This window comes from Sneathiella sp., from assembly GCF_002694385.1.
In the GTDB taxonomy this organism is placed as follows: Bacteria; Pseudomonadota; Alphaproteobacteria; order Sneathiellales; family Sneathiellaceae; genus Sneathiella.
This window is the reverse complement of the sequence record NZ_NZMB01000012.1, coordinates 505,599-518,323: the sequence shown is the minus strand read 5'-3', so window position 1 is coordinate 518,323 and position 12,725 is coordinate 505,599. Positions and strand designations below refer to the sequence as shown.

Below are 12,725 nucleotides of genomic sequence, written 5' to 3'. Positions count from 1 at the left end.
GATGATCCGCCCCCCTGACGGGATTCATCCTGCCAAAGATATTTCTCAATGTATAGCCACCGCTGTTTCTATTGTGCGGCTGTCCCGCTTCGTGCCGCGAGCCGGGCCCGCCGGGCGGCCGCCCGCTGCGCGCCGCGCATGGCTGCGGTCGTCTCTCCTTCTGCCGTCCCGCCGTCAATATGCCGGGCCAGCGCCTGAATGGTCGAGAAACGGAACATATCGGTGATGGCAACTTCCTTGTCGAACAGCTCCTTCAGTCGGCGCTGCACCTGCACAACCAGCAATGAATGGCCGCCAAGATCAAAGAAATTGTCGCTGACCCCGACTTCGCCAAGGCCCAGCGCCTCGCACCAGATTTTGGCGATGGCCGCTTCCGTATCACTTTGCGCCGCTTCCGTCGCCGCGGATGTCTTGCCTTGCGGTTTCGGCAGGGCCTTGCGATCAATCTTGCCGTTTGGCGTTTGCGGCATCTTGTCGAGGACAACAACCTGCGACGGCGTCATGAATTCTGGCAACACCTCTCCCAGTTTCTTGCGCACTCCTTGCGGATCAATCGTATAACCCGGCGCAGCCGTCGCAAAGGCGACCAGCCGCTTATCGCTGTCTCCCGTCTCGAACACGGTTACCGCCGCATCCTTGACTTCTTCCAGCGCGCCCAGCTTCGCCTCGATCTCGCCAAGTTCGATCCGGTGACCGCGCACCTTCACCTGATTGTCCATCCGCCCATGAAACTCAAGCCGCCCGTCCGGCATATGCCGGACCAGATCACCGGTCCGGTAATAACGTCCCTCGGATGTCTCAAGAAAACGCTGCGCCGTCAGCTCCTCACGGTTCCAGTAGCCTCTCGCCACGCCGTCGCCGCCAATCCAGAGTTCCCCGGCAACGCCGCTCGGCAAGGCCTGACCGAATTCATTCCGGACGGAATAAATGGTGTTGGCCATGGCCTCTCCCAGCGGGATGGTGTCGCCGATTGCTTTCAAATCGGCAACGGAGGACCAGACGGCCGTTTCCGTCGTGCCATACATATTGAGCAGCGATCCTTTCAGATGCGTGCGCAGGTTACGCGCCAGTTCCGGCGGGAAACCTTCGCCGCCCACCATCATCACCTGAAGCCTGCCAAGCGCCGTCCGGCCCGCCGCTTCCGCAACCAGAAAAGACGCCATCGACGGCGTGCACTGGAAATGGGTGATATCATGCTCGGCGATCTGCTCGGCGACCGATGCCTGACGGGCGACGCCGCCCTCGGCAATCAGGTTGTTTTTCAGGTCATTGATATAGGTGAGATGCTGCAGCACCAGATCCGTATCAACGCCGAAGTCGATCAGGCAGGCAATTTCGTCAACGCCCATGCGGGCAATCTCGCGCACCAGCTCCTGACAGCTTTCCGGCGTTCCAAACAAACCGCTTGTCTCGTAATAACGCTCAAACGCATGGGTCAGGAGCGCATCCATCTCTTCTTCTGTAAGCTCCTGTTTTTCAAACACTTCCTGCGGCGTGACCCCGGTNGCNTCGGCCTTCTGCTTGAAGGTCGGTGAACTCCAGGACGCGCGGCGNAGCAGATCAACAGAGCTTTTCAGATACTCCTTCATCGGTCCGCGCACGGTTTCGCGNACCCAATCCTCATCCTCACCGACAAAGGTATGCAGCATCAGCGAGACCTTGCCTGTGCCGGGATGCCCCGNCTCCCGCCAGGCCATCCGGTAGGCACGGATTTTCTCCGCCACATCCTCGAANTTCTGACCCAGCAGATGGGTNAAGACATAACAGCCCTTGCGGGCCGCGGCCGCGAATGTCTCCGGATTGCCTGCCGCCGTGATCCAGAGGGGGATTTCCCCCTTGACGGGGCGCGGCAGCGTGGATATTTCCACCTCTTCCCCCTTGTGGTTCGGCAATCGGATACTCTCGCCGCGCCACAGCTTGCGCAAGGTATCAATCCCGTCCAGCATCACATCCTTGCGGTTTTCAAAATTTTCCGGTTGCAGCACGAAATCATTAGGCTGCCAGCCGCTGGCAATCGCAATTCCGGCGCGCCCGGCGGAGATATTATCCACCAGCGCCCAGTCCTCGGCCGCGCGCACCGTGTTATGCAGCGGCAAGACGCAGGAACCGGCGCGGATATCGACATTCTTCGTCATCGCCGCGACGGCCGCCGAACTGATCGCCGGGTTCGGATAGAGCCCGCCAAAGGCATGGAAATGCCGCTCCGGTGTCCAGATCGCCTCAAAGCCGTTGTCATCGGCAAATTTCGCACCCTGCAGCAGCAGACGATAGGCTTCATGGCCGCTACCCGCCACTTCGGAGGCAAAATAGAACAGGCTGAATCCCGGCACCGGCGCGGACGCCGCGCCATCCGTCTGCAGCACAACCGTGAAGCCGCGCACGAGTGACCAGAAAATTTCCAGAACCGAAATATCGAAGGAAACGGAGGTAATGGCCAGCAGGCGCACCTCTCCGTCATGCGGGACCGTCAGATCGGTTCCCGTAAAGAAGTTGACGATATTGCGATGCGTCAGCATCACGCCCTTCGGCAAGCCGGTGGAGCCGGAGGTATACATCATATAGGCAAGATCGGCCGGCTCTCCGTCCGGGACCGCGAAGCCGTCATCCTCGGCCACATCCGGATAGACCACTTTTCCCGGATCAAGGCGGAACTTGAACTCGGTCGTCGGGCTGGCGACAACAATCGGGGTATTGCTGTCCTCGATCATAAAAGCAACACGTTCCGCCGGATAGGCCGGATCAAGCGGCAGATAGGCCGCGCCGGTTTTCAGAATGGCCAGCAGCGAGATCACGAGATCCGTTCGCCGCTCCAGGCAGAGCCCGACAATGACGCCCCGTTTCGCCCCGCGCGCCGCCAGCTTCGCCGCCAGCGCATCGGCCCGGCGGTCCAACTCGGCATAGCTCAGTACATCTTCATCCGCTTTCAGCGCAATGGCGTCCGGCGTTTTCTGAACCTGCTCCCGGATCACCTCATGAATACGTTTATCGCGCGGATAATCGACCCCCATATGATCCATGCCGATCTTTTCTTCCGCCGGATCGGTGAGCGGGAGGGTTTTCAGCGCCGAGGCACCATTTGCGGCAAAGGCATTCAGGAAAAAGCCGAGGTCGCGGGCGATAAAGCCAAGCATTTCGCGCCCATATAACCCCGTACGCACAATAAGCCGTGGGCTTGATCCAACAACCAGCAGAAAATGCCGGTCCTCCAGAAGGTCGGTATCGCTGCCCTCTCTTGACGTCACTGCAACCCGCAGCGATCGCAACGCGGCGTCGCGCGCGGCAATATCAGGCAGACGAGCAATAAGATCAACGCTGCGCGGACCCGCTGTAACGCCCTCTGCCTTTGCCTTGCGATAGCTGGCAACTGTCTCGGCAACCGTGGCAGCGGCATCCACCTCCAGGGTGACAAGCTGGCTCGGCGCAAGCAACGGATGCGCCCCCGCCTCACTATCGACACCGCAAGAAACCGTCTTCGCCCCCATCAGAAGGGAATGCCAGACAAGAAGGGCAGTGGCGGCCTCATCCAAATCAAGCGCGCGGTCAAGCGACAGCGGCATCGCCACGGCGCCAATGGCGAGATCCCGGTTCGCCGGATAGGGGGATTGTGGCGGCTGGGCTCCAGCAAGAGCCTTCTGCCAGTAAACTTCCCCGCGCGCGGTTGCGTCAACCATCTCGGCGTCAAGCGTTGGCAGGGGCGGAATCTGTCCGCCCGACGGCAACCCGAGGGCATTCGGATGGCGTGGCTCCCCGGCGAGGCACCGGAAATTCCCTAAAACCACATCGTGATCTGCGGCAGAAACGGTAACCGTCTCATCATCCACAGAAACAACATGCCCGGCAGGGGCGGAGGCAGGCCCCTCCTTGACTTTCAGGCTTCCGACAAGAGAAACCCCCGTGCCAGACCAGATTTTCGCGGCCCCGAGCGGATTGGCATAAGTGCCAAAATCAAGCGCGCGAACCAACCGGTCGAGCTCAACTGCGGGCTTGGTGAAATCGAGCGCCCCCAGATTTGCCGGGCGCATGTCGGCCGTATAGATATTTTTCTCCACGCCCTGTTCGACGGGCGCAAGACGGTTTTCTTTCAAATCCTGAACAAGCAGGGCGAAGGAAGCGAGCCCGGCCTCATAACATTTTGCATTGAGGCTCATGGATGTTTCATCGGGAGAAATCTCGACGGAGCCGGATTTCAGGATACGTCCCGCGTCCGGCGTTTCCTTCATTTCATGCCAGGTGACCGCATGCGATGTCTCGCCGTTCATCAGCGCCCAGGACGTGACATTGATCCCGGTATATCTGGGTAGCGGACCGTCAAAAAAGTTGATGGCGAACTTTCGCGCCTGCACGGGCAGATGTTGCGGGAAGATCGTCAGATTGACGATGCTGAACAGATAATCGAAGGCAAGATCGCGAAGACCCGCATCCTCCGGCGATCCGAAAAGCGGCAATCCTTCCGCCACTGCCCAGGCGCGGACCCGTGGCTCACTGCTCAGAACTCCGGAAACTGCCCCGCCTGCGCGTTTGAATTCCTCCACGCACTGGACGAGAAGGGTTCCCTCACCCACGAAAAAACCGTTCATTTTATTACTCGGACCTTCCGCCTTTTATACTTTTTTTAGGGATTCAACTCCTGCACACACCATATAAAACAACCTGTTTAATATCCCTTAACGGGAGAGAAAATTTCCCGTGCCCCACACCGGGATTAACGGGGAATATCGGTAACGAACGCCGGAATATGATATCCTTTCTGCACGGCGGGCCGATCGGCAATCCGGCCGTACCAGCCTTTCACATTAGGATACTCGTCCAGATCAATGGTCTGCCATTCAAACCGGGAAACCCAGGGCCAGATGGCGATATCGGCAATGCTATACTCTCCGGCGACGAAATCCCGCTCCGACAAGGCTTCGTCCAGCACCTTGTAAAGCCGTTTTACCTCATTGAGGAACCGGTCTTCCGCATAGTCCGACTTGCCCGGGTTGAAATGCACAAAATGATGCACCTGACCGCACATGGGGCCAAAGCCGGACATCTGCCACATCAACCACTCCATCATCTGACAGTAAGATGTTTCATCCTGCGGGATAAGTTTCCCACCTGCCTTTTTTGCAAGATACAGCATGATGGCGCCGGATTCCATCATGCGAATGCCCGTCTCGGAATCGAAGATCGCCGGAATGCGTCCGTTGGGCGAAATTGCCAGAAATTCCGGCTTTTTCTGCTCTCCCTTCGTGATATCAATCGGGATCACCCGGTAGGGCAGATCAAGCTCTTCCAACAGAATGGAAATCTTGCGCCCATTCGGGGTTGTCCATGTATACAGATCAATCATACTATCATGTTCTCTTTATGAAACACGCGGAATTCAGTCGGCCTTGGCCATCTTACCCTGCGCGCGGACAGCGGCAAGACTCTGTTCCGGCGTCAAAGCCTCACTATCCACAATCAGTTCGATGACCGCCGCCTTGCCTGCCGCCTGCGCCGCCTTGAAAACGCCCGCAAAGTCTTCTGTCCGGGTGACTTTCTCGCCAAACGCCCCGTAAGCGCGGGCCAGCGCCGCGAAATCCGGGTTGGCAAGCGTTGTCGCATGCACCCGCTCGGGATAGCCCCGCTCCTGATGCATCCGGATGGTGCCGAGCATCCCATTGTTAACAATAATGAAAATAACCGCCGCATCGAACTGCATCGCGGTCGCCAACTCCTGCCCCAGCATCATGAAGCAGCCATCGCCATTGAAGCTGACCACGGTCCGCCCCGGCTCCGTCAGCTTGGCGCTGATGGCGGCGGGAACGCTGTAACCCATGGCGCCGCTGGTGGGCGCAAGCTGGGTGCGGAATTTTTTATGCTGGAAAAAACGATGTGCCCAGACCGCGTAATTCCCCGCCCCGGCCGTGATGATGGCATCTTCGGGCAGGGTTTCATTGAGCCAGGCAACGATTTTCCCGAGATTGACCGGGCCCGGCACATCGGTCGGGCGGATCCGTTCAAGATAATCTTCGCGCGCGGCGGCAACCCATGACGCGCGGCTCTCCGCCCGGCCCCCCGTGAGACCGCGCGCCGCCGCTGCAAATTCCGGCATCCTGGCGTTTATGGCAATATCGGGCAGATAGACCCGGCCCAGCTCGGACACACCCGGATGGACATGCACCAGCGACATGGCCGGGTTTGGCACCTCAATCAGCGTATAGCCCTGCGTCGTCATCTCGCCAAGGCGCGGACCGGCAACAATCAGCAGATCACTCTCGCGGATGCGTTGTGCCAGCTTCGGGTTGATGGCAATGCCGACATCGCCCGCATAATTGGGATGGCGATTGTCAAAACAGTCCTGCGAGCGCAGTGATGCCCCGACCGGAATGCCATGAGCGGCGGCAAATTCCTCGATATCCTTGACCGCCGCCTCTGTCCAGGTCGCGCCGCCGACAATCATGAAAGGCCGCTCCGCCGCCGCCAGCCGCGCCTCCAGCGCCATCATGTCCGCCGCCGCCGGGGCGATGGAGGGCGCGGTCGCCGGATGCGCAATATCGGCAACGGCAACGCTTTCCGTCAGCATATCTTCGGGCAAGGCCAGCACAACCGGGCCCGGACGCCCCGACAGGGCGGTATGGAACGCCCGGCTGATATACTCGGGAATACGGCGGACATCGTCGATTTCCGCCACCCATTTCGCCATTTCGCCGAACACCCGGCGATAATCCATTTCCTGAAACGCCTCCCGGTCGATGGCGTCGCGCCCGACCTGCCCGACAAACAGGATCATCGGCGTGCTGTCCTGAAACGCCGTGTGCAGCCCGATCGACGCGTTGGTGGCGCCGGGCCCGCGCGTCACCATGCAGATTCCCGGCCGGCCGGTCAGCTTGCCATAGGCTTCTGCCATATTCGCCGCGCCACCCTCATGGCGGGTATTGATCATGCGGATGCGGTTGGCGTGATTATATAGCCCGTCAATGACGGCAAGATAACTCTCCCCCGGGACACAGAAAACCGTATCCACGCCCTGCAAGGCAAGTTGATCGGCAAGAATGTGACCGCCTGCCCTGACTTTCAACGACTCTGACATAAAGACCCCTTATCCTGATCCCGCATACGGACGCGTGATCCTATCAGATTGTCGAAACAAACCAATGGCAAGATTAGAAAAAGATCAAAAACCTACGTCAGGCACGCCGCCGAATGGCCGCCAGAAACGAGAAAACGGCAAACAGTATCGCCGCCGCCGTCACGATACTGGGACCGGAAGGGGTATCCAGCTCAACTGAGCCGGAAATACCAAGCATCACCGCAATGACACCGAACAGCGCCGCACAGACAGCCATGCTTTCAGGAGAGGAGACAAGCTGACGCGCCGTCGCTGCGGGAATGATCAGCATCGAAGTAATCAGCAGAATACCGACGATGCGGATGGATACCGCGACGACAATGGTCATCAGCAGCATGAGCAGAATATTGGCCCAGACCGTGTTCACCCCTTCGGCGCGGGCAAGATCCTCATGAATGGTCATCAGCGTCAGCGCGGGCCAATTGACGATCAGCAGCCCGATCACAATGGCGCCGCCGCCGAATATCCAATAGAGGTCAATCATCCGCACGGTCAGGATATCGCCGAAAAGATAGCTGTAGAGATCGAAGCTCACATTACCAAGGAAGCTGATCGCGACCATACCGATGGAAAGCGCTGCATGGGCCAGAATGCCGAGCAGTGTATCCGTCGCCAGCACCCGGCGTTGCTGCAGCCAGACCATCAACAACGCGAACACCGTGCAGACAATGACGGTCCCAAGATTGATATTGATCCCGTACAGCAGGCCCAGCGCGATACCGAGCAGCGCGCTATGGGCAAGGCTGTCGCCGAAATAGGCCATGCGGCGCCACACCACGAAACAGCCGAGCGGCCCCGCAATCAGAGCGACGCCTATGCCCGCCGCCACGGCCCTGATGAGAAAATCATCCATCCTGCTGTTCCTTCTGGCGGTCTCGCCCCACATGGGACGGGTCGTGATGCGAATGACCATAATGGTGGGAGGCATGGCTGGAATCGCCACCATTATGGTGCGAATGTTCATGCCCATGGCTGTGGTCATGCCCGTGATCATGAACATGATCATGATCGTGGCTGTGATTATAGACCGCCATCAACCGCGCCATATCCTGCCCGAAAAGCCCGATAAACTCTGGATCGCGGGTCACCAGATGCGGCTCCCCCGAACAGCAGATATGATGATAGAGGCACACAACCTCCCGCGTGCTCGACATCACCAGATGCAGATCATGGGACACCATCAGAATGCTGATATTGCGCTCGGCGTAAATCCGCTCGATCAGCTTGTAAAAGGCAAGCTGCCCGGTCACATCGAGATTCTGCGCCGGCTCATCCAGTACCAGCAAATCCGGATCATCCAGCAGCGCCCGCGCCAGCAGCACCCGCTGCAACTCCCCGCCTGAGAGAACATGCAGCGACTGGTCAAGATAATCCTGGATCGCCGTCTCTCCCGCCACCCGCTCAATGTCAACGGCCGATGCCTTCTTGCGCAATGTGAGAAAACGGCGCACACGGATCGGCACCGTATGATCAGCGACGAGACGCTGCGGCACATAGCCGATTTTCAGCCCGTCGCGCCGGAAAACCGTTCCTTCGGAAGGCGCATAAAAACCCATCATGCATTTCAGCAGCATGGATTTGCCCGCGCCGTTCGGGCCGATAATTGTAATGAAGTCCTGTTCCCCGATACTGAGGGAGACATCTTCAAGAATGGTTTTTCCGTCGCGATAAACGCTGACATGCCGGGCGGCGAGCAATTCCGTCATCCGTCAATTGACCTTCTGACACTCGCGGCAGCGACCGGAAATCTCCAACGTGATCTGTTCCGCCTTGAAATCTTTCTCCCGCGCCGTTTTTGCAACCGCCGAGACGATATCGGAGTTACAGCATTCCTCCGCCTCGCCGCACTCTGTGCAGATCAGGAAGTAGCATTCCGGATGCCGCAGCGGATGGCTGCAACCGACAAAGGCGTTAAGGCTGCTGATCTTGTGCACAAGGCCGTTTTCCGTGAGAAAGTCGAGCGCGCGGTAAACGGTCGGCGGTTTGATGGCGGCAATCCGGTGATCCAGCTTTTCCAGAAGATCATACGCCTTTACCGGGCCGTGGCATTCCCAGACCAGCTCCAGTACCTTTCGCCTGAGCTCGGTAAAACGCAACTCCCGCGCGGCGCAGATTTCTTCTGCCTGTTGCAGGGCATCGGCAACGCAATCATCATGGGTCGTGCAATTATGCATGGGTCTTTTCCAGAAGGCGGATTGACATGATCACGTTATAATATAACATCCGCCCATTTCGCAACCTCTAACTTCCCGAGCTGCCGAGACGATGCGCCTGATTTATTTTGTGATTTGCCTTGTTTTCATCGCCACATCCGCCCAAGCCACGGAGACGAAAGGCATTGTTGTCACCATAAAGCCGCTGCATTCCCTGGTCGCGGGCGTTATCGGCGAGACGGGAGAGGCAACACTGCTTGTCGATGGCGCGGCATCTGTGCATGGATTTTCCCTGAAACCATCGCAAGTGAAGAGCCTGCAAACCGCGCGGGCCGTCTTCTATATAGACGGGCGCCTGGAAAGTTTTCTGAAAAATGCGCTTGATTCCCTGCCCCCCAATATTCGCAAAATCGCCCTGTCAGAAGCGGAGGGGCTTAAGCTGCTGGAACGGCGGGAAGGCGGGGCATGGGATGCCCATGATCACGATAATCATTCTACCCATGCCCATGAACATGCGCATGATGATGAAGAACATAATCTGCATATCTGGCTTGATCCGGAGAACGCCCGCCGCATGACGATCGCGATCGCCGCAACCCTCGGGGCGGTTTATCCCGAAAACCAGACCATTTATGCGGAGAATGCAGAGCGACAGTTGCAGCGGCTGAAAGCACTGGATCAGGCGCTTGCAGACCGGTTTGCCGCCGTCCGGGACCTCCCTTTCGTGGTGCTGCATGATGCCTATCCCTATCTGGAAACGCGTTACCGGCTCAATGCCGTCGGCTCCCTGACGCTGGAGCCGGATGCGCCGACATCTGCGAAAAAGCTCGGCGATATTCGCGACCGCCTCCGGCAGAGCGGCGCGCGCTGCATCTTCCGCGAACCGCAGTTCAATGATCGCCTGCTTTTGACGGCGGCAGAGGATCTTCCCGTGAAAATCGGCATCCTTGATCCACTCGGCGCGGATCTTGCGCCAGGATCAGAACTTTACTTCCAGTTGATGACAACCCTTGCCAACAATCTCACGGACTGTCTGCAAAGTTAGCTGGCGTCATGGCGCCACCTCATTTACTGGCGCAGGCGATACAAAGCGTTGTATAGGGCAGGGCCTGCAGCCGGGCCGCCGCGATTTCATCGCCGCAGGAGGTGCATATGCCATATTTTCCCGCCTCGATCCGCTCAAGCGCCGCCTTGATCGCGTCAATCTCGCGGATGGCGCCTGCTTCAAGCTTTTCGTCCACCTCGTCAGACTCGCGTTCAATCGCCTGCTCACCGAAGGAGGCGCTGTGCGCGCCCCTCAGCCGAGCCTGAACATCCTCCAGCTGTCTGATCGCTTCGCTCAGCTTCTCGCGCAATTCCGCCTCAACCCGTCCCGTATCCATCAAAGACCCTCCTGAACCGACATCAAATTCGCAAAGCCTATCGCCCGACAAGGCCCGCCGCATTGATATCAATCAACGTCACAGAACAATGTCGGCGCTGAGAGAATAAATTCCTGTCAGTATAAACACGGCCGCCGCAACAAGCCGCGCCAGCTTGAAGGGAATAATCCGCATCAGGGCGGCCCCCATGAACACGACCGGCACATTGGCGATCAGCATGCCGAGCGTCGTCCCAATGGTGACCATCACGGGCTGCCCGAAATTCGCCCCCAGCAGAACGGTCGCGATCTGGGTCTTGTCGCCGATTTCCGCAAGGAAAAACAGAATACTGGCCACCAGAAACGCCCCATAGCCATCAAATCGCGATGTCGGCTCCTCCTCCTTATCGGGAACCAGCAGCCACAGGCCAACCGCAATAAAGCTGCCGCCGATAATCCAGATACCCGCCTCGCTTTGCAGAAACTGACCAAGCCAGACCCCGGCCCCCGCCGAAACCGCGTGATTGATCAGCGTCGCAATAAAAATTCCGGCAACAATACTCCAGGGCCGGTTGAAACGGGCGATCAGAAAGAGGGAGAGAAGCTGCGTCTTGTCGCCAATTTCAGCAACGGCAACGGTCAGGACAGAGGTAAACAGGGCTTCCATAAAAACAATCCGGCGGGACAATAAAACCAAAGACAAACGCCGGTCTCCCGCGTGCAGGACCGCCATTCGTCTCAGGTCTTGTCGACATCATGCGCGCTGCATGACGCGAACCTGCCACGGGTCTTGAGGACCCAAGTATGTTGACAGGCTCAACCACGGAAAGTGGAGCGGACTACTCCCCTAAAACTGGCGGGAAGCTAGCAAGGCGAGAACCCCCTGTCCACCATAAAATGCATCCGTGATTTGATCCCTGATTTCGGATATTATCACTGCAACGTTCATGCGAACTTCCCGTCTGGAAACCATCGCGAAAGAACCATCATGTCCTTGCGTGCGTGAAGTCTTCCAGTGTTTCACGTGGAACATTTATCTGGAGTGGGTTATGTCCTTGCATGCATGGAGTATTCTCGTCACCCTGTCCATTCTGTGGGGCGGCACCTTTTTCTTTACGGAACTGGCGTTAGACGGGGTGACGCCTTTCACCATTGTCGCCCTGCGCGTCTCCATCGCCGCCCTTGCGCTTTACGCCTATCTCCGCCTCAAGAGGGAGGCAATCCCGCGGGCCCCCGCCCTCTGGGGCGCCTTTTTTATCATGGGGCTGATCAATAATGCCATTCCGTTCAGTCTGATTGTCTGGGGGCAAACCCATATCACGGGCAGTATTGCCTCGATCCTGAATGCCACGACGCCGCTGTTTACCGTTATCCTTGCGCATTATTTTACCACCGATGAAAAGCTGAACAGCCGCAAGCTGATCGGCATCGTGACCGGCTATCTCGGCGTGATCGTCATGATGCAGCCGACCCTCGGCGCGGGGCTTGGCGTTGAAAGCTATGGTCAGTTCGCCATTCTCGGCGCCGCCTTTTCCTATGCAATCGCCGGCATATGGGGGAAACGCTATCTCGGCCGGACATCCGCCCCCGTTAATGCCTTCGGCATGCTCACCTGCTCGAGCCTGATCATGCTCCCGGTCGCCTTCGCGGTCGAACGACCGATTGATCTTGCGCCAACGGCCCTGCCACTGGCCGCCGTTTTGGCGCTGGCTCTGCTCTGCACCGCATTTGCCTATCTGCTTTACTTCCGCCTGCTGGCCCTGGCGGGTGCGGTCAATCTGCTGCTGGTGACCTTTCTCATCCCGGTGACGGCCCTCTTTCTCGGGATCACCATCCTCCATGAGACCGTGCATCCCCTTGCTCTTGTTGGCACCGCGATTATTTTTGCGGGGCTCGCGCTCATTGATGGCCGTATTTTGAGGCTGTTTCGCAAACCGGCCTCACAGACGGACGGATAACCGCGCCGATCCGCCGCCGGGCGGCGAATGACTGGCGCCAAAGCAAGGCGGGTATATTAGGCAAGGGCGCATTTACATATGGTTTTTGCATTTCACAATTGATATCATTCCATATTAATTGAGATGACCCGCCGAAGCCCGCTCTTCCGCGATGCAGG

At 58.3% G+C, this 12,725-nt stretch carries 10 protein-coding genes; 2 read left to right on the top strand and 8 right to left on the bottom strand.

What is annotated here, in order from left to right:
- Positions 1-68: 68 nt before the first annotated feature.
- The 6 genes from CMN55_RS09145 to CMN55_RS09120 all read right to left on the bottom strand — a co-directional run bounded on the left by CMN55_RS09145 (position 69) and on the right by CMN55_RS09120 (position 9,270).
- Positions 69-4,577, bottom strand: coding sequence for a MupA/Atu3671 family FMN-dependent luciferase-like monooxygenase (locus CMN55_RS09145; protein ID WP_293949483.1), 4,509 nt, complete (start codon positions 4,575-4,577; stop codon positions 69-71).
- Positions 4,578-4,702: 125 nt separating this feature from the next.
- Positions 4,703-5,332: a glutathione S-transferase family protein gene (locus CMN55_RS09140; protein WP_293949482.1), complete on the bottom strand. Its 630-nt coding sequence runs from the start codon at positions 5,330-5,332 to the stop codon at positions 4,703-4,705.
- Positions 5,333-5,365: 33 nt separating this feature from the next.
- The gene (locus tag CMN55_RS09135) at positions 5,366-7,057 is read right to left on the bottom strand and encodes a thiamine pyrophosphate-binding protein (RefSeq protein WP_293949481.1); all 1,692 of its coding nucleotides are present in this window, start codon (positions 7,055-7,057) and stop codon (positions 5,366-5,368) included.
- A gap of 97 nt (positions 7,058-7,154) precedes the next feature.
- The gene (locus CMN55_RS09130) at positions 7,155-7,949 is read right to left on the bottom strand and encodes an iron chelate uptake ABC transporter family permease subunit (protein WP_293949480.1); all 795 of its coding nucleotides are present in this window, start codon (positions 7,947-7,949) and stop codon (positions 7,155-7,157) included.
- Positions 7,942-8,802, bottom strand: coding sequence for an ATP-binding cassette domain-containing protein (locus tag CMN55_RS09125; protein WP_293949479.1), 861 nt, complete (start codon positions 8,800-8,802; stop codon positions 7,942-7,944). The genes CMN55_RS09130 and CMN55_RS09125 overlap by 8 nt, the downstream gene beginning before the upstream one ends.
- Positions 8,803-8,805: 3 nt before the next feature.
- Complete coding sequence (locus CMN55_RS09120; protein WP_293949478.1) at positions 8,806-9,270, bottom strand: Fur family transcriptional regulator; 465 nt, start codon at positions 9,268-9,270, stop codon at positions 8,806-8,808.
- A gap of 109 nt (positions 9,271-9,379) precedes the next feature.
- On the opposite strand from CMN55_RS09120, the gene CMN55_RS09115 reads away from it, so the two are divergent.
- A complete protein-coding gene (locus tag CMN55_RS09115) occupies positions 9,380-10,294 on the top strand; it encodes a zinc ABC transporter substrate-binding protein (RefSeq protein ID WP_293949477.1) in 915 nt (304 codons plus the stop codon).
- Between the two features lie 19 nt (positions 10,295-10,313).
- On the opposite strand, the gene CMN55_RS09110 is transcribed toward CMN55_RS09115, so the two are convergent.
- Together CMN55_RS09110 and CMN55_RS09105 are read right to left on the bottom strand one after the other, a co-directional pair.
- Positions 10,314-10,631, bottom strand: coding sequence for a TraR/DksA family transcriptional regulator (locus CMN55_RS09110; protein WP_293949476.1), 318 nt, complete (start codon positions 10,629-10,631; stop codon positions 10,314-10,316).
- A 78-nt stretch (positions 10,632-10,709) separates the two neighbouring features.
- Positions 10,710-11,276, bottom strand: a complete 567-nt coding sequence (locus CMN55_RS09105) for a TMEM165/GDT1 family protein (RefSeq protein WP_293949475.1) — start codon at positions 11,274-11,276, stop codon at positions 10,710-10,712.
- Positions 11,277-11,658: 382 nt separating this feature from the next.
- Here CMN55_RS09105 and CMN55_RS09100 point away from each other — a divergent pair, with 382 nt between their 5' ends.
- Entirely contained in the window at positions 11,659-12,567 is a 909-nt protein-coding gene (locus tag CMN55_RS09100) for a DMT family transporter (RefSeq protein ID WP_293949474.1), read from the top strand.
- Positions 12,568-12,725: the final 158 nt, after the last annotated feature.

Excerpts from the sequence above, each read along its gene's own strand:
- CMN55_RS09125 (WP_293949479.1), bottom strand. The coding sequence starts at position 8,802 with ATGACGGAATTGCTCGCCGCCCGGCATGTCAGCGTTTATCGCGACGGA.
- CMN55_RS09110 (WP_293949476.1), bottom strand. The coding sequence starts at position 10,631 with ATGGATACGGGACGGGTTGAGGCGGAATTGCGCGAGAAGCTGAGCGAA.
- CMN55_RS09100 (WP_293949474.1), top strand. The coding sequence starts at position 11,659 with ATGTCCTTGCATGCATGGAGTATTCTCGTCACCCTGTCCATTCTGTGG.
- CMN55_RS09105 (WP_293949475.1), bottom strand. The coding sequence starts at position 11,276 with ATGGAAGCCCTGTTTACCTCTGTCCTGACCGTTGCCGTTGCTGAAATT.
- CMN55_RS09135 (WP_293949481.1), bottom strand. The coding sequence starts at position 7,057 with ATGTCAGAGTCGTTGAAAGTCAGGGCAGGCGGTCACATTCTTGCCGAT.
- CMN55_RS09130 (WP_293949480.1), bottom strand. The coding sequence starts at position 7,949 with ATGGATGATTTTCTCATCAGGGCCGTGGCGGCGGGCATAGGCGTCGCT.
- CMN55_RS09120 (WP_293949478.1), bottom strand. The coding sequence starts at position 9,270 with ATGCATAATTGCACGACCCATGATGATTGCGTTGCCGATGCCCTGCAA.
- CMN55_RS09140 (WP_293949482.1), bottom strand. The coding sequence starts at position 5,332 with ATGATTGATCTGTATACATGGACAACCCCGAATGGGCGCAAGATTTCC.